The sequence below is a fragment of the Caballeronia sp. M1242 genome (assembly GCF_017220215.1).
Taxonomy (GTDB): domain Bacteria; phylum Pseudomonadota; class Gammaproteobacteria; order Burkholderiales; family Burkholderiaceae; genus Caballeronia.
Genome location: NZ_CP071130.1, coordinates 449,294 through 468,004, shown reverse-complemented (window position 1 = coordinate 468,004; position 18,711 = coordinate 449,294). Strand labels below are relative to the sequence as shown.

Annotated in this window: 16 protein-coding genes; 6 read left to right on the top strand and 10 right to left on the bottom strand. The window is 64.4% G+C overall.

Features of this window, described 5'->3' with window-relative positions; translation table 11 throughout:
• Window positions 1-60 precede the first annotated feature (60 nt).
• From JYK05_RS15590 to JYK05_RS15580, 3 genes are read right to left on the bottom strand one after another with little or no spacing between them, the layout of a single operon-like run.
• Complete coding sequence (locus tag JYK05_RS15590; protein WP_206469352.1) at window positions 61-1,962, bottom strand: dipeptide ABC transporter ATP-binding protein; 1,902 nt, start codon at window positions 1,960-1,962, stop codon at window positions 61-63.
• Window positions 1,959-2,936 carry an isoaspartyl peptidase/L-asparaginase family protein gene (locus tag JYK05_RS15585; RefSeq protein WP_206469350.1) on the bottom strand — a complete coding sequence of 326 codons (978 nt, stop codon included), beginning with the start codon at window positions 2,934-2,936 and terminating at the stop codon, window positions 1,959-1,961. The genes JYK05_RS15590 and JYK05_RS15585 overlap by 4 nt, the downstream gene beginning before the upstream one ends.
• Window positions 2,933-3,937, bottom strand: coding sequence for a MurR/RpiR family transcriptional regulator (locus JYK05_RS15580; RefSeq protein WP_206469348.1), 1,005 nt, complete (start codon window positions 3,935-3,937; stop codon window positions 2,933-2,935). Before JYK05_RS15580 ends, JYK05_RS15585 begins: the two co-directional genes overlap by 4 nt.
• Before the next feature lie 177 nt (window positions 3,938-4,114).
• On the opposite strand from JYK05_RS15580, the gene JYK05_RS15575 reads away from it, so the two are divergent.
• Window positions 4,115-5,380, top strand: coding sequence for a mechanosensitive ion channel family protein (locus JYK05_RS15575; RefSeq protein ID WP_206469346.1), 1,266 nt, complete (start codon window positions 4,115-4,117; stop codon window positions 5,378-5,380).
• Window positions 5,381-5,535: 155 nt separating this feature from the next.
• Window positions 5,536-6,504 (top strand): LysR family transcriptional regulator, encoded by a 969-nt coding sequence (locus JYK05_RS15570; protein WP_206469345.1) that lies wholly within the window; start codon window positions 5,536-5,538, stop codon window positions 6,502-6,504.
• A gap of 16 nt (window positions 6,505-6,520) precedes the next feature.
• Here JYK05_RS15570 and JYK05_RS15565 read toward each other — a convergent pair whose 3' ends face one another.
• On the bottom strand, window positions 6,521-6,817 hold the full coding sequence (locus tag JYK05_RS15565) for a YciI-like protein (RefSeq protein ID WP_206469343.1): 297 nt from the start codon (window positions 6,815-6,817) through the stop codon (window positions 6,521-6,523).
• A 160-nt stretch (window positions 6,818-6,977) separates the two neighbouring features.
• Between JYK05_RS15565 and JYK05_RS15560 the strand changes: the two genes are divergently transcribed.
• Both JYK05_RS15560 and JYK05_RS15555 read left to right on the top strand, forming a co-directional pair.
• On the top strand, window positions 6,978-7,214 hold the full coding sequence (locus JYK05_RS15560) for a hypothetical protein (protein WP_175941178.1): 237 nt from the start codon (window positions 6,978-6,980) through the stop codon (window positions 7,212-7,214).
• Window positions 7,215-7,376: 162 nt separating this feature from the next.
• Entirely contained in the window at window positions 7,377-9,206 is a 1,830-nt protein-coding gene (locus JYK05_RS15555) for an OmpA family protein (protein WP_206469341.1), read from the top strand.
• A 78-nt stretch (window positions 9,207-9,284) separates the two neighbouring features.
• Here JYK05_RS15555 and JYK05_RS15550 read toward each other — a convergent pair whose 3' ends face one another.
• Window positions 9,285-9,773, bottom strand: coding sequence for a hypothetical protein (locus tag JYK05_RS15550; protein WP_175941174.1), 489 nt, complete (start codon window positions 9,771-9,773; stop codon window positions 9,285-9,287).
• Window positions 9,774-9,988: 215 nt separating this feature from the next.
• Here JYK05_RS15550 and JYK05_RS15545 point away from each other — a divergent pair, with 215 nt between their 5' ends.
• Window positions 9,989-10,243: a GlsB/YeaQ/YmgE family stress response membrane protein gene (locus JYK05_RS15545; protein ID WP_175941172.1), complete on the top strand. Its 255-nt coding sequence runs from the start codon at window positions 9,989-9,991 to the stop codon at window positions 10,241-10,243.
• A 60-nt stretch (window positions 10,244-10,303) separates the two neighbouring features.
• On the opposite strand, the gene hutI is transcribed toward JYK05_RS15545, so the two are convergent.
• Window positions 10,304-11,524: an imidazolonepropionase gene (gene hutI, locus JYK05_RS15540; protein ID WP_175941170.1), complete on the bottom strand. Its 1,221-nt coding sequence runs from the start codon at window positions 11,522-11,524 to the stop codon at window positions 10,304-10,306.
• Window positions 11,521-13,194, bottom strand: coding sequence for a urocanate hydratase (gene hutU / locus JYK05_RS15535; RefSeq protein ID WP_206469339.1), 1,674 nt, complete (start codon window positions 13,192-13,194; stop codon window positions 11,521-11,523). Before hutU ends, hutI begins: the two co-directional genes overlap by 4 nt.
• Before the next feature lie 230 nt (window positions 13,195-13,424).
• On the opposite strand from hutU, the gene JYK05_RS15530 reads away from it, so the two are divergent.
• Entirely contained in the window at window positions 13,425-13,634 is a 210-nt protein-coding gene (locus JYK05_RS15530) for a hypothetical protein (protein ID WP_175941166.1), read from the top strand.
• Between the two features lie 33 nt (window positions 13,635-13,667).
• Here the strand turns inward: JYK05_RS15530 and JYK05_RS15525 are convergent, their stop codons facing one another.
• The 3 genes from JYK05_RS15525 to JYK05_RS15515 form a co-directional block, all read right to left on the bottom strand.
• Window positions 13,668-16,637, bottom strand: coding sequence for a bifunctional diguanylate cyclase/phosphodiesterase (locus JYK05_RS15525; RefSeq protein WP_206469338.1), 2,970 nt, complete (start codon window positions 16,635-16,637; stop codon window positions 13,668-13,670).
• A 166-nt stretch (window positions 16,638-16,803) separates the two neighbouring features.
• Window positions 16,804-17,589, bottom strand: coding sequence for a hypothetical protein (locus JYK05_RS15520; RefSeq protein WP_206469336.1), 786 nt, complete (start codon window positions 17,587-17,589; stop codon window positions 16,804-16,806).
• Between the two features lie 472 nt (window positions 17,590-18,061).
• Window positions 18,062-18,484, bottom strand: a complete 423-nt coding sequence (locus JYK05_RS15515) for a hypothetical protein (protein ID WP_159834340.1) — start codon at window positions 18,482-18,484, stop codon at window positions 18,062-18,064.
• Between the last annotated feature and the right edge of the window lie 227 nt (window positions 18,485-18,711).

The following is an 18,711-nucleotide window of genomic DNA, read 5'->3' as shown; positions in this document are numbered from 1 at the left end:
TGAGGCTCCTTGGCTTGACGTTATGGTTCACAACGATGTGCTGCGATATCGACTCATCGCTCAATAAGCGCCGCCGACATGATGCTCGGCGACGTAATGGCCGGGCCCGACCGCGACGAGCTTCGCGACCACCGGCTCGTCGCCGAGCTTGCGAATGGGGCTCGGGATTTCGTCGGCGGCCAGCATGCGTTTCGCGTGACGGCGCGCAGGATCAGCCACGGGCACCGCGCTCATCAACTTCCTCGTGTACGGATGACGCGGCGCTTCGAATACCGCGGCGCGCGGCCCGATCTCGACGATCTGCCCCAGATACATCACCGCGACGCGATGGCTCACGCGCTCCACCACGGCCATGTCGTGCGAGATGAAAAGGTACGCGACGCCGAGTTCGCGCTGCAAATCGAGCATCAGATTCACGATCTGCGCGCGCACGGAGACGTCGAGCGCGGAGACGGATTCATCGGCGATCACCACCTTCGGGTTCAGCGCAAGCGCGCGAGCAATGGCGATGCGCTGGCGCTGGCCGCCTGAAAACTCGTGCGGATAACGCTGCGCCGCTTCGGGCGGCAAGCCTACTCTGTCGAGCAGCCAGTCGACGCGCGCCTGCGCTTCCTTGCCGCTCGCGACGCCATGCACGAGCAGCGGCTCCATCACCGAAAAGCCGACCGTGAGACGCGGGTTCAGCGATGCGAACGGGTCCTGAAAAATGAACTGGATGTTACGCCGCAACGCTTGCAGCTCGGGGCCTTGAAGCGCGCTGATGTCGCGTCCGTCGAATTCGATCGAACCGCTCTGGCTTTCCACTAAGCGCAACAGCGAGCGCCCGGTGGTCGATTTTCCGCAGCCCGATTCGCCGACGAGCGCAAGCGTTTCGCCGCGGCGCAGATCGAAGCTCACGCGTTCGACGGCATGCACCGCCGCCGTCATGCGCCCGAAGATGCCGCTTCTCACAGGAAAGCGCGTGACGAGATCGCGCACGCGCAGAATCGGCTGACTGCTTTCATCGACGGCGGGCTGCACTTCGTGCTCCACTGCCGCCGATGGCCGCAGCGCGCTCGCGTCGTCGGGGGCCACGTCTGCCGGAGCGACTTCGAGAATCGGGAACTTGGCGGGACGGTCGGTGCCGCGCATTGCGCCGAGCGTCGGCACCGCAGCGAGCAATGCCTTCGTGTATGCATGCTTCGGGCTCCGAAACAGTTCGTCGGATCGGCCCTCTTCCACTTTCTCGCCGCGATACATCACCAGCACGCGGTCCGCCACTTCCGCCACCACGCCCATGTCGTGCGTGATGAAGATCACCGCCATGTTCATCTCGTCCTGCAAGCCGCGCACGAGTTGCAGGATCTGCGCCTGAATGGTCACGTCGAGCGCGGTGGTCGGTTCGTCGGCGATCAAGAGCGCGGGCTTGCAGGAAAGCGCCATGGCGATCATCACGCGCTGGCGCATGCCGCCCGACAACTGATGCGGATAACGCGCGAATACGCGGCGCGCTTCGGGGATGCGCACGAGATCGAGCAGCCGCAACGCTTCGGCGCGCGCCTCCGCACGGCTCTTGTTCTGATGCAGTGCGATGGCCTCGGCAATCTGGTCGCCCACCGTGAACACCGGGTTGAGCGATGTCATCGGCTCCTGAAAGATCATCGCGATATCCGCGCCGCGCACGCCGCGCATCGTGGCCGACGACGCGCGCGCGAGGTCGAGCACCTGTCCATTGCGTCGCCGGAACGCGATGCTGCCCGATGCAATGGAACCGCCGCCATGCTCGACGAGCCGCATCAATGCAAGCGACGTCACGGATTTGCCCGATCCCGATTCGCCGACGATCGCGAGCGTCTCGCCGCGATCCACGTTGAACGTGATGTTGCGCACCGCTTCCACGGTCCGCGATCGCGAGCGGAATGTGACGGACAGATCGCGCACGTCGATGACGCGCGAGTCCGGCAGTGTCGGCGTCGCGCTCATGAGCGGTAAATGGCCGTGACCGCCTGTTCGCCGACTCGCGCGAACCCGCGATACATGCCTTCGGTGTTGAACGGCAGCGTGACGTTGCCGTGCGCATCGACGGCGATAAGACCGCCGCGTCCGTCGATGCGTGGGAGCTTCTTCATTACGACGTCTTCGGCTGCGGCTTCGAGCGTCAGGCCGCAATATTCCATCTGCGCGGAGACGTCGTAGGCCGCGAGCATGCGGATGAACATCTCGCCGGTGCCGGTGGTCGATACCGCGCACGTCGCGTCGTTCGCATAGCAGCCCGCGCCGATCAACGGCGCATCGCCGACGCGGCCCGCCTGCTTGTTGGTCATGCCGCCCGTGGACGTGGCCGCCGCGAGATGGCCGCGTGCATCGAGCGCCACTGCGCCGACCGTGCCGAACTTCTTCTTCGGATCGATGGGGTCGTCCTCGCCGCTTCGCTGTGCGGCTCGTGTGGCGGCATCGTGATCCAGAAGCGTGCCGGACTTGCCGCGCGCGTCGAGCCATTGCTGATAGCGCGCATCGGTATGAAAGTACGACGGATCGACGAACTCTAGCCCTTGCGCCTGCGCGAACGCCTCGGCGCCTGCGCCCGTGAACATCACGTGTTCGCTCACGTCGAGCACGCGGCGCGCAGCAAGCACGGGGTTTTTCACGCGAGTGACGCAACTGATCGCGCCGGCGTCGAGCGTCGCGCCATCCATGATCGACGCGTCCAGTTCGTGCGTACCCGCTGCGGTGAACACCGCGCCGTGGCCCGCGTTGAAGAGCGGACAGTCTTCGAGCAGGCGCACCGCTTCGGTCACGGCATCGAGCGCGCTGCCCTCATCGGCGAGCACGCGCTGGCCCGCGAGCAGAATGTCGCCGAGCGCCGCGTGATAGCGCGCTTCGGCGTCGGTGCTCATGGCCGAGCGCAGGATCGTGCCCGCGCCGCCGTGAATGGCGATGACTGGAATGGCGCTCATGTTTCGCGCGGCTCCGTGTGAGTGGGTCGTTTGGCGGATGCGCGACGCGGCGCGCGCGCGGACGTAGCCGACTGCGTGACTGAAGGCACGGCGGTAGCGCCGTTCAACATCGGCGGCGCGACGAGCCACGGCAGCACGAATTCGGTCAAGCCCGATGCCGCTTCCACCGAGCGTTTCGCGCGATGCGCGACTGCGTCGCACAGTGCTTCGATAACGGCGAGCACCGCCGTATCGCAATTGGCGGCCAGGCGGCGCTCGGCGCGGATCGTCAGTACGAGATCGGCGATGCACGCGAGCGGCGATGCGCCGCTGTCCGTGAGCGCCACGACGCGCACGCCCCGCTGCCGCGCTTGCCGCGCGAGCGCGATGGTGTCGTCGACATAGCGCGGAAATGCGATGGCCACGAGCACGTCGTCGCGCGATGCGGTGAAGAGCCGCCGCGCCGCATGCGACGGCCCGCCGTGCAGCGCGAGCGACTGCACGTTCGCGCAGTACGGCGTGAGGCCGTGTTCCATGAGACCCGCGAGAAACGCGCTCGCGCCGTAGCCGAGCACGAACACGCGTTGCGCGCTCAGGACGGCTTCGACGAGCGCTTCGGCCTTCGCGGCATCGACCGAAGTCTGCGCGAGACGCACGTTGGCTGCGGCCTGGGCGAGCGACGATTCGAAGACTTCCGCGCCGCTCGCCGGCGATTCCAGCGACGAGCGCAAACGCTCGACCGGCGCGATGGTCGCCTCGAAGCCGCGCACGAGCGCCTCGCGGAACGCGGGATAGCCCGAGAAACCGAGCGCCCGCGCAAAGCGGTTCGCCGTCGCGATCGACGCGCCGACGGCGTCCGCCAGTTCGTCGATGCGCATGGTCGCCGAGCGGAACAGGTTCGCCAGCACGAATGCGCCCATGCGCTGATGAATCGGCGTGAGCATCGGCATGGCGGCGGCGATGCGCGTCGAAATCAGCTCATCGGCACTCGCGGGCGAAACGACCGGTGGGCGGCGGGACATACGAGGGCGGCAGGCTGCTCGAAAGTCGTGGTGAAAGTATGTTTACCCAAAACCGCCGCCAAAAAAAATTCATTTTCATCGGACTGGGGTTTTCGATAAGCCGCCTATGTGCGTCCGACGAGCCGTGCGCGTTCATGCACAATACGGGACGCATCGCTTCCTCGGCATGATCCACGCATGAATCTCGACTGGCTTCCAGACACGCTTTCACGGCATCTTCCGACGCAGCCCTGGGCGCAACTGCTGCTCGGGCTCGCCGCCCTCTTCATCATCGCCGAGTTTGCGCAATGGGTCATCGCGCGCGTGCTGCTGCGGATCGCGCATCGGCTGCTGGTGCTGGCCGGTCATGCGGCGTGGGATCAGGCGTTCATCCGGCATCGCGCGTATCACCGGCTCTGGTATGCGGCGCCGTTCGCGGTCGTCGCGCTCGGCATCGGCGAAGTCCCGCATATCGGGCACTGGGCGACGGCCGTGGCGCGCGTCGCGCACGGCGCGGCATGGGTGTGTGTGTTCCTCGCGACGGGCAGCGCGCTCTCGGCGTGGCAGGACGTCTACGCCGCGAGCAAGGAAGCGCAGACGCGCTCGATCAAGGGCTACATTCAGATCGGCAAGCTCGCGCTCGCGTTGATCTGCTTCGTGCTGGTGCTGTCCATTCTCATCGACCGTTCGCCGCTCTGGATGCTCTCCGGGCTCGGCGCGCTCTCCGCCGTGCTGCTGCTCGTGTTCAAGGACACACTGCTATCGCTGGTCGCGAGCACGCAGCTTACGTCGAACGACATGCTGCGCATCGGCGACTGGATCGAGATGCCGCAAGCGCTGGCCGACGGCGCGGTGAAAGACATCGCGCTGCATACGGTGAAGGTCCAGAACTGGGACAACACCATCACGACGGTGCCCACGTACAAGCTCTTTTCGGAGAGCTATCGCAACTATCGGCACATGTTCGAATCGGGCGCGCGGCGCATCAAACGGTCCATGCGGATCGACGCGCAATGCGTGCGCTTTCTCACCGATGAGGAGACGCAACGCATGATGCGCTTTCGCCTGCTGCACGATTATCTGCTGCAAAAGCAGACGGAAGTCGAACAGGCAAACCGCAATCTCGGCGAGCTCGCGGCGGAGCCTGCGAACCGGCGGCGGCTCACGAATATCGGCACGTTTCGCGAGTACGGGCTCGCGTACCTGAAGCATCATCCGGAGATACGGCAGGATTTGGCGATCATGGTTCGCATGATGGAGCCGGAATCGCAGGGCATTCCGGTCGAGGTTTACTGTTTCACCGCGACGACCGCATGGATGCAATACGAGCGCATTCAGGGCGACGTGTTCGATCATCTGCTCGCGATCCTGCCCGAGATGGGCCTGCGGCTGTATCAAGCGCCTTCGGGCACCGACTTCGCCGGCGTCGCCGGGCGTCTGCGCGGCGAAATGCCGACGCTCTGAGGCCTCGAGTTTTTTGCCGGAAGAATCAGGCAAGAATCGTCCAGTTTTGTGTATTCACGCATCGCGCGCCGGTCCTTACGATGTGACCATTCGCCGATGCGCCTCCGGCTTGCCGCGCGCGCATCGCCATCCATCGCGAACAAGGAAAACTCACCGTGATCGATCGCGTGCATGCCATGCGTGTCTTTACGCGTGTCGTCGATACGAACAGCTTCACGCGCGCCGCCGAATCGCTCGGCATGCCGCGTGCAAGCGTCTCGACGACCGTGCAACAACTCGAAGCGCTTGTCGGCGTGCAACTGCTCGCACGCACGACGCGGCGCCTGAACCTGACCGTCGACGGCGCCGCGTACTACGAACGCTGCGCGCAGATTCTCGCCGACATCGACGAACTCGAATCCGGCTTCGGCGCGGGTGAAGAACGGCTGCGCGGACGGCTGCGCGTCGAGATGCCGGATACAGTCGCGACGTCGATCGTCGTGCCCGCGCTGCCGGAGTTTCACGCGCGTTATCCGCAGATCGAACTGTCGATCGGCATCGGCATGCGCAATGTGGATCTCGTCGGCGAAGGCGTCGATTGCAGCATCCAGCTCGGCGAATTGCCCGATTCGGGATTGATCGCGCGGCGGCTCGGCATGCTCGAACAGGTGACGTGCGCGAGCCCCGCCTATCTGGAAAAGCACGGCACGCCCGCGACCCTCGACGAACTCGCGCAGCACGTCGCGGTGAACTGCGTGCCGGAAAAAAGCGGCCGTCCCGCTGACTTTGAATTCGACGTGGATGGCAAGCCGTTCACCGTGAGCATGCGCGGCTTCGTGCAGGTCGCCGACGAGCACGCGTACCTCGCGTGCGGGCTCGAAGGGCTCGGCCTGATCCAGCCGCTTTCCATCGCGGCGCAGCCGTATCTGCGCTCTGGCCAACTGCGGGAAGTGCTGCCGCAATGGAAATCGCCGCCGCTCAAGGTGTCGGTCGCGTTCCTGAAAAGCAGGCAGGCGACGCCGCGCGTTTCTGCTTTCGTCGACTGGCTCGCGGAACTGTTCGAGCGCTCGCAACAGATGGACGACACGCTCACGAGCCTGTATCGCGCGGCGCGGCGTCGGCCCGAGGAAACGGCGGACGCCTGAGCCCGCCGTCTCGGGTCTAGCGAACGGGCGTGGCCGCGTCCTCGCCCACCACCGTGTTCCATTTGCGCACTTCCCAGCGCTCGACCAGTTTGTTCGTCACATACGGATCGTTGCGCGCGAAGGCTTCGGCGGCGTCGGGCGAGTCACCCTGAAACAGCAGCATCGCGCGATCCGCCGGCGCGTCCAGCGCGCCCGCCAGCACGATCTCCCCGCGCTCGACAGCTTCCCACGCCAGCTTCAGATGCGCATCTCGAAATTGCGCGCGGCGCTCCAGATAGTCCGCGCACAGGTGATAAACCAGCAGATAGTGCATGTGCATGCCTCCTTGCTTGAAGTCGTGTCATAGCCCGAACGGCTATCCGATGCCTTTTTGCCCCATTTGCGGGCACATTTGAGATTCAATCAGAACCGTCTGATCGTCAATCGTTACAAGATGGCACATCATGCGCGGGTACTCGAATCAGGACCCTCCCATGTATCGCGATCAACCTCCCTGCAACACCTGCGCGAAGCACGATTGCCGCTCTTGCGCGTGGACCTCGCCGCTCGACGCATCGTATCGCAGATTCATCCACGCCCAATCCGTCTTGTCGCTGCTCGCCGTCGCTGCGCGCAATCTCGAAGCGCCCGCCGCTAAACCGTCATGGTTCGCGGTCGTGAAAACGCGTCTCGCGCGCATCTTTTCGGATTCGTCCGCGCATTCGCGCTGAAAACGAACTGTCAAGCGTTGCAAGCGCCTTCTTTAATGGAGTGGCGTGCGTGCGGCACATATGTAAAGAAATATCCCGTCATCTTTTCAGGATACCTGCACATATAGAATGCGCACGTCATTGCGCCCGCGCTCGGCGTCATAGTAAAAGGATAGGCAGTCGATGAGTATCAATCTGGTTCAGGCGGTCAACACCGCGATCTCCAGCGAGATTGCGGAACAGTTATCGCAGAAGTTCGGCATTCCTGCGCAGATCGTGCAGCAACTGGCCGCGCGCACCGCGCCGGGGCTGGTCGCCTCGGTGATGGACCGGTCGGCGCTCGCCGACGGCGCGCGTGCCGTGTATTCCGTCATCATGTCGCCCGAAGCGAACGCCTTCGTGGCCGAGCAGTTGCGAAACGTCATCACGACGACCGCCGGCCTCAAGCATCTGGAGGCGTCGGGTCATCTGCTCGCTTCGCGCGCGACGGGCCAGCGCATCGACGCGCTGACCGACGCGGTATCGGCCGAGACCGGCGTGCCCGTGCAGGCCACGTCCGCGCTCGCGGGCATGTTGTCGGCCATCATGTTCGGCATTCTCAAGCATCACTTCCTGCTTTCGCAGGCGAACTTGGCGCAGTTGCCGGGCTTGCTGCGCGACCAGATCGGCGAAATGCGCGCCTCGCTCACGCATAACGCGGCGAGCGCTATCGGCGTGGGCAACGTGGATGGCTTCGTGAGCAGCATCGGCGCGCGGCTCGACGCAGTCGGTTCGACGCTCGATATCGCCGACGAACTCCCCGTGCCGACAGCGGGCTCCGCGACCTACGCTTCGCCTGCGCCTTCGCTGGCGCGGAACACGCCGCCGGTCATCGCTCCGCCGCCTCCGCCCGCGCCTCCCGCAGCACCGGCGCCGACGATGTCCGCGCCGCTGCGCGCTCCCGTGCGCAAGCCGGCGCCGAAGCGGTCCAACAAGGCGGTGTGGCTGCTTTTCGCGGTGCTCGCCGCGATTCTCGCGCTCGTGTATTACCGCGGCTTGACGCACAACCCCAGCGTCGATCTCAGCTCGAACGCGGCAACGACGCCCGTTGCGACCATCGCGCAGCCCGCTTCGCAGGCCACCGCCCCGATCGACGCGGCGTCGACCGCTATCCCCGCTTCCGTCTCGGCCGCCACCGCCAGTTCCGCCCCGGCGAGCGAAGCAGCAGCCAGCACGCCGGTGACGGCGGCGAAGGACGCGCAGATGGTGTTTTCCGTCAGCGAAGCGGGCGTCCCTTCCATTCAGGCGACGGTCGGCACGGACGCTGAAAAGCAGCAACTCGTTGCGGCGCTCGAGCATCGTTTCGGACAAGGGTACAGCGCGGAAGTCTCGGTGGCGCCGGGTACGCCTGCGGCCCCGTGGCTTGGGCGGCTCAAGGAATTGACGCCGTTGATGGCGGTGCCGGGCGCGGAGGCGAAGGTCGTCGGTTCCAAGGTTGAGTTGAGCGGCGCCGCGGCGGACGCCAAGCTCGGCTGGACGGAACGCCTGAAGAACTCGCTCGGCGGCATGTTCCAGGTCAGTTCGTTCGACGTGGACGGCGCGGTGGCGCGCGCCACCCAGTCGTTTCGCAGCGCGATGAAGACGCTGCTGGCCACCGACGACGCCTGCTCCGGCCCGAAACTCACGGCTGTGCTCGACCTGCAGGTGGTCAACTTCGGCCGTTCGAGCGCCACGGTGCCGGAAGGCGCGGCCGCGACGCTCGGCGAAACGGCGCAGCTGCTCAAGAACTGCGCGGCGAAAGGTTCGATGGTCAACCTCGACATCGCTGGCTATTCGGACGGCGTAGGCGCCCCGCCCGCGAAGCTGGAAATGTCGAAAGAACGTGCGCAGGCCGTTCGCGCGTTCCTCGTGAAGAGCGGCGTGCCGCCGCAGTCGCTCACGGCAACGGGCTACGGCGATGCCAACCCTGTCGCCGACAACGCGACCGCCAGCGGACGCTTCGCGAACCGTCGAATCGAGTTCGTCGTCAAGTAACCGTTGCCCGCTCCAGCGCAAAGAAGAATGCCGTCACGTTCGCGTGACGGCATTTTTTTCGCGGCAAGCGCGAGCCGCTTAATTCGGCTTGGCGAAGTCGTTCTCGGCCCACCGCTCCGCGCTCGCCTTATTTAGCTTGAACGCCGGCGAGACGCGCACGTGCGCCAGTTGCGCGCCGAACGCATCGATGGCTTTCAGGTCGGCGTACGGGTCGTCGTCATCGGGAACTATATCCAGCGTGACCGTGATCTCCTCGCCGCGCACGTCGATGGTGACGTTCTTGTGCAGCATCGCGTGACGCTGTTGCTCATGGCGGCGCAGCACCTCGGAGGCCGTCTTCACGAGCGTGCGAAACGCGGCGGCGTCCAGCGGCTTGGGGTTCTTCTTGTCGCGGCCCATCGTCCACGGACCGACGAGCGCCGGTTCGGCCTCGCCCGCCTGAATCATCTCGACGGCCCAGCCGTCATCATCTTCGTTCTTGATTACGCGGGCGGTCCAGCCGTCGTCGCGCCAGAGGCGGTCTTCGTGGAGCGGCTCGTCGGTGGAAGGGAGTGCGGAGTCGGTCATCGTGCAGTGCGGTGTCTGTGCGTGAAGCAATGCAACGAATTCTACCTGCTAGATTGCGTGGCATCCCGCGTGCTACCCGCATTAGCCGAACGGTCTATGCCGTCCACGGCCGGCGCGGCCATACTCAAACGCGACCGGCCGTGCTACGTTGAAGCACCGGGCGACGCCCGGAACCTATCTGCTAACACGCAGCAATCACGTGAAGGAGCAACCGCATGCTTGCATTCATCGGTACCTTGATCGTTGGACTGGTCGTCGGTCTGATCGCCCGCGCCATCAAGCCGGGCGACGACAGCATGGGCTGGATCATGACCATCGTGCTCGGCATTGCCGGATCGCTGATCGCGGGATACGTAGGCCGGGCGCTCGGCTGGTATCAGCCGGGACAGCCTGCGGGGTGGATCGCCTCGGTCATCGGCGCGATCATTCTGCTCGTCATCTATGGGATGGTGCGCGGACGTCGCGCTTAACCACGCAATGCGCCGAAAGCGGCGCCCCGTCGCAAGTCTCGCAAGTGTCGGGGCGTCGTCTTATGCGGCGAGCGTATCCGAGGCGATCTCCTCGCCTTTTCGAACCACCCGATTCGGCAGCGCGCCGCCGAGCCAGTACGCGAGTTCCGCAGGCCGATTGATGCGCCAAGCCACGAAATCGGCCGCCTTTCCCGCCTCCAGCGAGCCGTGCGTTTCCTTCAGGCCAAGTGCGCGCGCCGCGTGAATCGTGACGCCCGCGAGCGCTTCCTCCGGCGTCAGACGAAATAGCGTGCAGCCCATGTTCAGCATCATGCGCAGCGACAGCGCGGGCGATGTGCCCGGATTCAAATCACTCGCCAGCGCGATCGGCACGCCGTGCCGGCGTAGCGCGTCGACGGGCGGGACTTGCGTTTCGCGCAGCATGTAAAACGCGCCCGGCAGCAGCACGGCGACGGTCCCGGCGTGCGCCATCGCGATAGCGTCGTCCTCCGTCATGTATTCCAGATGGTCCGCCGACAGCGCCTCGTAGCGCGCCGCCAGCGTCGCGCCGCGCAGCGACGACAACTGCTCCGCGTGCAGCTTGACCGGCACGCCGAGGTCGCGCGCCGTCCGGAACACGCGCTCGACTTGCTGCGGCGAAAACGCGAGATGCTCGCAAAAGGCATCGACGGCATCGACGAGCTTTTCATCGACAAGCGCCGGCAGCATCGTTTCACAGACGTAGGCGATGTAGTCGTCCGCGCGGCCCGTGTACTCGGGCGGCAGCGCATGCGCCGCGAGGCATGTCGCGCGCACCGTGAGCGGCAGCGCGCTCGCGAGACGCCGCGCGACGCGCAGCATCTTGCGTTCGTTCGCGAGGTCGAGGCCGTAGCCGGATTTCACTTCGATGGTCGTCACGCCGTCGCGCATCAGAGCCAGCGCGCGAGAGCGGGCCGCGTCGAACAACGCGTCTTCGCTTGCTTCGCGCGTCGCGCGAACCGTGCTCGCGATGCCGCCGCCGCGCGCCGCGATTTCCGCGTACGTCGCGCCTTCGAGACGCGCCTCGAACTCGCCGCTTCGCTCGCCGCCGAAGACGAGGTGCGTATGGCAATCGATCAGCCCGGGCGTCACCCACGCGCCGCCGAGGTCGACTCGCTCGCAGCCGCTATCGCGCGGCGCATCGGCAAGCGGCCCGATCCACTCGATGCGCCCGCCGTCCGTCAAAATCGCCGCGTCCTCGATGGTCGAATACTTGCCGCCTGTCATCGTTGCCGCGTGACAGTGATGCCAGAGCGTGCTCATCGCGAAATCATCGGCAGATCGAGATTCTTCTCGCGCGCGCATTCGATCGCGATGTCATAGCCCGCGTCCGCGTGGCGCATGACGCCGGTCGCCGGATCGTTGTGCAGCACCCGCGCGATGCGCTCGTCGGCTTCGCGGCTGCCGTCGCACACGATCACGACGCCCGCGTGCTGCGAAAAGCCCATGCCGACGCCGCCGCCGTGGTGAATCGACACCCACGTCGCGCCGCTAGCCGTGTTCAGCAGCGCATTGAGCAGCGGCCAGTCGGAGACCGCGTCGGAGCCGTCCTTCATCGCTTCCGTTTCGCGATTCGGACTCGCGACCGACCCCGAATCCAGATGATCCCGCCCGATCACCACCGGGGCCGACAGTTCGCCGTTACGCACCATTTCGTTGAACGCAAGGCCGAGCTTCGCGCGCTGGCCGAGCCCGACCCAGCAAATGCGCGCCGGCAGGCCCTGAAAGCGGATGCGCTCGCGCGCCATGTCGAGCCAGCGATGCAGATGCGCGTCGTCGGCGATCAGCTCTTTCACCTTGGCGTCCGTCTTGTAGATGTCCTCGGGATCGCCCGAGAGCGCGGCCCAGCGGAACGGCCCGACGCCGCGGCAAAACAGCGGCCGGATATATGCGGGCACGAAGCCGGGAAAGTCGAATGCGTTCTCGACGCCTTCTTCCTTCGCCATCTGGCGGATGTTGTTGCCGTAGTCGAACGTCGGCACGCCCTGTTCACGGAACGCGAGCATCGCGCGCACGTGCTCGGCCATCGACTGCTTCGCGGCCTTCACGGTCGCCGCCGGATCGCTCTGCGCGCGGTCGCGGTACTGCGTCCACGTCCAGCCTCGCGGCAGATAGCCGTTCAGCGGATCGTGCGCGCTCGTCTGATCCGTGACGAGGTCCGGCCGCACGCCGCGCCGCACGAGCTCGGGCAGCACGTCGGCGGCATTCGCGCACAACGCGACCGACACCGCGCGGCCCTCCGACGTATAGCGGCCGATTCGCGCGAGCGCATCGTCGAGATCGCTGGCTTGCTCATCGACATAGCGCGTTTTCAGACGGAAGTCGATGCGGCTCTGCTGGCATTCGATATTCAGCGAGCACGCGCCCGCAAGCGTCGCGGCGAGCGGCTGCGCGCCGCCCATGCCGCCGAGTCCCGCCGTGAGCACCCAGCGGCCTTTGAGGTTGCCGCCGTAATGCTGCCGTCCCGCTTCGACGAACGTCTCGTACGTGCCTTGCACGATGCCCTGGCTGCCGATATAGATCCAGCTTCCCGCCGTCATCTGACCGTACATGGCGAGCCCTTTCGCGTCGAGCGCGTTGAAGTGCTCCCAGTTAGCCCAATGCGGCACGAGATTCGAATTGGCGATGAGCACGCGCGGCGCGTTCTTATGCGTGCGAAAGACGCCGACCGGCTTGCCCGACTGGATCAGCAGCGTTTCATCGGATTCGAGGCGCTTGAGCGTCTCGACGATTTTGTCGTAGCAGGCCCAGTCGCGCGCCGCCCGCCCGATGCCGCCATAGACCACGAGTTCGTTTGGATTCTCCGCGACGTCCGGGTCCAGATTGTTCATCAACATGCGCAGCGGCGCTTCGGTCAGCCAGCTTTTGGCGTTGAGCTGGCTACCGCGCGGGGCGCGGATCTGGGTATCGCGAAAACGGGAGGAAGACGTCACGGTGGCTCCTGCGCACGGGCATTGAGTGGTTCACCGCATGTTCTTGTATATACAACTCGCGTTGTATTAGGGATTTCCCGGCCATGACGTAGTGTTTCTCTCGTTGTCTTGTCTAGACAGGAACCGCCCGCTATGCGCACGCCGGGGAGCCGCGCCGACTATTTCGTCCGCGTATTTTGGCCGGTTATGTTTAATGGCTTTCTTTAATGCCCGAACGAGACAAACGCGACATGAGCACACTCGAAGCATTTCACGCAGTCGTCACGGACGATAATGCGCCGCAAATCATCCGCGATCACGTTGTCGATGCGCTCCAATATGCGCTCCGAAATCACGCCGGCTATTTCACGCGAAAAGAACTGCAATGGCTCGCGCAATGGGACGACACGCGCATTCCCATTGCGGCGGAAAAGATTCTGAGTGAGATGAAAGCGGCCTGAGCACGGCCGCCGAAAACGCGCGGATTATCAGTATCAGTGCGTGCTCGCGGCGCGCGTGCGCCGCTCGAAGTCGATGGCAATGGCCTGCGCCGGTTCCGACAGACACTGCACGAAGCTGACGACCTCCGGGTCCTTGACGAAGCTCGCCGCCGAGCGGGCCGCGAGAATGGCCGAACTGTCCTGCGGCCGCGCGACCAGAAAGCCCTGCACGTAATCGACGCCGATTTCCTGCAACGCGCGCAGCGTATCGATATCTTCGACCCACTCCGCCACGCTTCGCATGCCGAGATTGCGCGCCAGCGCGACGATCGCCTCGACGATCGCGATATCCGCCGGATGTTCGCACATCGAGCGCACGAATTCGCCGTCGATCTTGAGCGCATCCGCCGAAAGCGACTTCAGGTATTTGAACGACGTATAACCCGCGCCGAAATCGTCGAGCGCGATCTTGCCGCCCATTTCGTGAACGCGCGCAATGAAACGCTGCGTGTTTTCGAGGTCGTGCAGCGCGACGCTCTCGGTAATCTCGAGGCACAGATACTGGACGACCGACTGGTGCCGCGCGAAGAGCGCGAAGATGTCCTCCATGAACTGCTCGTCGTTGAGCGAGCCGCCGGACAAGTTCACGCAGATGAACTGCGTGTTCGTCAATTCATGGCGGTGCGTCTCGATCCATTCGAGCAGCGTGGAAATCACCCAGCGGTCGATGGCCGCGATATTGCCCGATTCCTCCGCCGCCACGATGACCTTGCCCGCCGGCAGCGTGGTCCCGTCGGGCGCGCGCATGCGCAGCAGCACTTCGAAGTTCAGCGACTCGTTCGGCGCGCGCAGCGACATGATCGGCTGCATCACGAGAAAGAGGCCGGGCGGCAGCCGATTGCGCCCCAGCGTTTCGACGAGCTTCAGTTCTTCCGCGCGCTCCTCGAACGCCGCCGCGCCCTTGCGATACGTGACCAGATGCGTGTGCGCGACCTTCTTGGCTTCGCGGCACGCGCGGTCGGCGTGCGAAAGCGCGTCCTGCACGCGCACGCCCTGCGAACATTCCACGAGCCCGATCGACGCCTTCACCTGAAACGCGCGATTGCCGACCTGATACGGCGCGTCGCTCAGAATGGAGATGAGCTCGCGGCATTGCGCGATGGCGTCTTCGATCGACGTGTCGTTCATCACGCAGACGAACTCGTCGCCGCCGATACGGCCGACCGGATAGCTGCGCGCAAAATGCGCCCGGGTGCGCGCGGCGACTTGCCGCAAGACTTCGTCGCCGCTTCGGTGTCCGAAGAGGTCGTTGACGAGCTTGAAGCGGTCGAGATCGACATACGCGAGCGCCCACGGCAGCGATTCCTCGTTCTGCGCAGCGATCGCTTTCTCGACGCCGCGGCGGTTCAGCGAGCCGGTGAGCGGATCGTGCTCGGCGAGAAACCGCAGGCGCTCGACCGCTTTCGAACGTTCGGTCGTGTCCTGCAGTGAACCTTCTATCCAGCCGTTCGAGCGTATGGCCTTCAGCAAATAGCGCCGCTCGCCGGTGCCGCGTTCCACCGAACCGCTCATTTCGAGTTCGCCGTCGCTGCCCTTCGATGCAAGCGCCTGCAACGCGCCCCACGCGCCCGGCTCGAAATAGTCGTGCCAGTGACGCTGCTTGTACTCGCCCTTTTGCAAGTCGAGCATGGCGCGCAACGCGGGATTCGTGCGGACGAAGTGACCTTTCTCGTCGAGCGTGAAAAGCCCGATGGGCGTGACTTCATAGGTATTGCGCAACTCCATCTGCGCCTGCCGCCGGACGTCGCGCTCGGCGCGCATCTGCTCGGCGATGGCGAACGCGGCCATCATGCTCGACGACAGCGCGGCCATGACCGTGTTGACGCCGCTCAGGAGCAGCTTCACGCCGAACGCGGCCCCGAGCACTTCCGAGAAGGTGGCGAACAGCACGATGGCAAGCGACGCGACATACCACAGCACGGTCCGCGAACGCGCCATCCACACGAGGCGCACAAGGAAGAACACCAGCACGCAGATGCCAAAGCCCGCGATGACCCACAGCGTCGGGATGAACAGCGAATAAGGCAACGCAAGCGCCGCGACGAGCAGCACGATGCCCACGTACTGAATGACCCGCAGCAGCCACCGATACCCGACCACGCGTAGCTCGCGACGGAACAACTGCGCGAACAACGCGGCGGTGAGCAGATAGTAGGCAGCGAACGTGATCTGCCGCAGCGGCATCATGAATTCCGACGGCAGCACGCGGCCGAGCCACTGCATGTCCCAGCCCATCGCGTTCGCGCACAGACGGAGATTGCCGACGAGCCATACCGCGAAGATGACGTACGTCCACTCGCGGTTGATGAGCGCCGTGACGAAAACGAAGACGGCGAGCGTCAGAAGGCCGCCCGCGATGAGACCGGAGCTTTCCTGAAAGTCGAGCGCGGAACTGCGCAGGCCCTGCCAGTTCCACGCGAGCGCGTTGATCTGGGCCGGACCGGAGTACGTGCCGCGGCAAAGGATCGTCTCGGGTTGCGTGAGGCGCCCCGCCTGAATGAAGAAGCCGGCCTTCACCGGATGCATCGACCCGCTCGCTGAATCGCGGTCGGCTCGGCCGAGCGGGAGCAAGGTCGCTGCGTCCCAGCAGGCAAGCGTTTGCGCATGACGCGAAGGCAATTCCACCGTGGTCGTCAACTCGCCGCCCATTGGCGGCGCAGTGAACGTGAACCAGACGGGCTTTTCGGAAAGATGGGTGCTGTAACGTTGAACGGGCGCGGCGGCGCTCAGCGCAGCGAGCGCCTCGGCGGGTCGCAACTGCTCGCCTTCGTCCGCCACGACGCGCAGTGGCAGCGCAATGGCGCCGCGCGATTCGTACTGGCGCGGCAGAAAATAAAGCGTGGCGATGGTGCCGATCGCAATGAGAAACGGCACCGCGTAGACGGCGACGGCGTACAGCGCGTCGTCGATCCACGAGCCGCTTCGTTTGAATCTCGATAAGGAAGCTGGAATAACCGACGCCATACCTGGACAACCCCCGTTCACGCCGCCAGCGCCCCGTCGCGCCGGCATCGGCGAACAGCGGGACGGCACGCCGTCACCGCTGCCTTTTTGGCCAACCGGACCGCGCCGGGGTCCGGCTAATTACTTTTTACCTTCGTTGGTGCATCCCTGAAAAACGGCGGTGCCATTAACGGCCATAAGCCATCAACGGCGCCTCCGGGCATCCTACCGTTTCCCAATCAAAAGATAAATCGACAGATTGCAGATCGATGTCCGGATGATGCGTGTTCACCATATAGTTGAACAATGGATGACGCGCTTCTTCCCAACGCTGCCGCGCGACAGCCACTTCTTTCGCCAAGACTCGGTGCGGTAACCCACCGACATGCGACATCGGCAGATATTCATTCGCACCGAAAACATCTCTGAACAACATCGCCTCGTATTCACGGTCGAGCGGCGCGCGCGCGGTAATCACCATCCAGTCGATGTCGTGCAATTCGCAGAACATCCACAACGCCTTGCACAGCGCCACTTTCACGACACGGCCGACCATGCCGCCCGCGACTCCGAGCCGCGTCGCTTCGGCGAGGCGGCTCGTCGCGAGATGATCCGGCAACGTGATCGACTGCTCGACTGCGAGCGGGCCATACGCATTGGTTTGAATGCGCATGGTGCCGAGCGGCGCGCCGTCGAGTTTCGACTCCGCGAGCAGCACAGCCGTGCCGGGATCGCGGTCTGAATGCTCGACCGCCATTTTCTCGGCGAACTCCGGCAAATGCCGCCCATACGCAGAACGTCGGATGCTTACGGCTTTTTGCAGCCCGTCATCGTCGCGGACGATACGAATAGTAAACGGCATGCGCTCGGTTTTCTGAAGCGAGGGCACGACCGTAAGCGTCGGGCGAAGTGCGCTGTCGAATTGATTTGCTTGGTTGACGGCGGCGTGATTGGCAAGATCCAGACGTTCCATTTGTTAAACCCCATTTTTTCTCGGCGATTAGGATGTGCCGCGTCATGAGGGCTGATGGTAGGTAGGACCCTCAATGCGGCGTGTCGAGCCTCTCACGAAGTCAAATAACGGGGTGCGCGCTTGCCGCTGTTCAAGAGCAACTTTCGGGCTATGCCGGTGGAGGAAAGCTTCTAAAAACGAATTATCGACCGGTAGGCTTCGAGTTTCGAATAAACATGTGCCGTACGGGAATCATCGTGCACGAAAATGGTGAATTGAACGAGGGCGAGCCTGAACAAAACCCCGCGCGAGAGGCAATTCGAAGAATAGCCGTCTATGACGAAATAAGACATGAGTCTTAAGCAGTCGCGAAATAGAAAACTACCGGCGGAAACGTTGCGCGTCGAGTTCGGACCCGAAAGCTGCTGCCGAAAAAGAAAACGCGGACGCGGCTGCAGCCGCTATCCGCGTTCGCTTAGCCAAAAGAGCGGGCTTAGTCTTCTTCGTCGAGCCAGGGAATATCGACGTCTGTAATGAAAGCGACCATTGCGAGTGGCCGGCCCTCCTGACGTCCGAGGTTGCCGTCTGCCCGCTGCCATTCGCAGCGGAACACGGTACCCGGCGTGTCGGCGAGCAGCGTGACCGTGCGGATCTCGTCCGGATCGTTCTCTTCGACCGGGCCGTCGAGCGAGACGAGCAATTGCTGCGGCCAGACGCCGTCGGCGGGATCGTAGATCTTGTCGCCATCGTGGATGACGACGTGCGCCTCGACGCCGATGGTCGCCGATGCCTCGACGATCATCTTGCCGAGCGCGCGCAGCACCGCGGTGGCGCGGCCCGAGTTGGCCTGACGAATCGCAAGATCGCCGCGCGTCAGCGCCTGCTCGAGTTTGGGATTGGTTTTCTGTTGCGCCATCGATGTCTCTCTTGAAGTTCGAATGCAGCGTTCGACGAGCCGCGCGCCAGGTAGTTGCAGCGCGATCGTATCACCGCATCATCAAAGATAGGTCGCGGGACGTGCACCGGCAAATCCGGCGGCGCGCTCAAGTTCGTGTCGGGCACGCCGATAACGTGGGCATCCCATTCGAAGTTTCGTATCGCCGCCGTGCTGCCGTTCTCCGCTCTGTCCGCCGACCCGTGCGC

Excerpts from the sequence above, each read along its gene's own strand:
- JYK05_RS15520 (WP_206469336.1), bottom strand. The coding sequence starts at position 17,589 with ATGGAACGTCTGGATCTTGCCAATCACGCCGCCGTCAACCAAGCAAAT.
- hutI (WP_175941170.1), bottom strand. The coding sequence starts at position 11,524 with ATGAGCACGCTCTGGCATCACTGTCACGCGGCAACGATGACAGGCGGC.
- JYK05_RS15575 (WP_206469346.1), top strand. The coding sequence starts at position 4,115 with ATGAATCTCGACTGGCTTCCAGACACGCTTTCACGGCATCTTCCGACG.
- JYK05_RS15530 (WP_175941166.1), top strand. The coding sequence starts at position 13,425 with ATGAGCACACTCGAAGCATTTCACGCAGTCGTCACGGACGATAATGCG.
- JYK05_RS15590 (WP_206469352.1), bottom strand. The coding sequence starts at position 1,962 with ATGAGCGCGACGCCGACACTGCCGGACTCGCGCGTCATCGACGTGCGC.
- JYK05_RS15560 (WP_175941178.1), top strand. The coding sequence starts at position 6,978 with ATGTATCGCGATCAACCTCCCTGCAACACCTGCGCGAAGCACGATTGC.
- JYK05_RS15580 (WP_206469348.1), bottom strand. The coding sequence starts at position 3,937 with ATGTCCCGCCGCCCACCGGTCGTTTCGCCCGCGAGTGCCGATGAGCTG.
- JYK05_RS15515 (WP_159834340.1), bottom strand. The coding sequence starts at position 18,484 with ATGGCGCAACAGAAAACCAATCCCAAACTCGAGCAGGCGCTGACGCGC.
- JYK05_RS15585 (WP_206469350.1), bottom strand. The coding sequence starts at position 2,936 with ATGAGCGCCATTCCAGTCATCGCCATTCACGGCGGCGCGGGCACGATC.
- JYK05_RS15550 (WP_175941174.1), bottom strand. The coding sequence starts at position 9,773 with ATGACCGACTCCGCACTCCCTTCCACCGACGAGCCGCTCCACGAAGAC.
- JYK05_RS15525 (WP_206469338.1), bottom strand. The coding sequence starts at position 16,637 with ATGGCGTCGGTTATTCCAGCTTCCTTATCGAGATTCAAACGAAGCGGC.
- JYK05_RS15555 (WP_206469341.1), top strand. The coding sequence starts at position 7,377 with ATGAGTATCAATCTGGTTCAGGCGGTCAACACCGCGATCTCCAGCGAG.
- JYK05_RS15565 (WP_206469343.1), bottom strand. The coding sequence starts at position 6,817 with ATGCACTATCTGCTGGTTTATCACCTGTGCGCGGACTATCTGGAGCGC.
- JYK05_RS15545 (WP_175941172.1), top strand. The coding sequence starts at position 9,989 with ATGCTTGCATTCATCGGTACCTTGATCGTTGGACTGGTCGTCGGTCTG.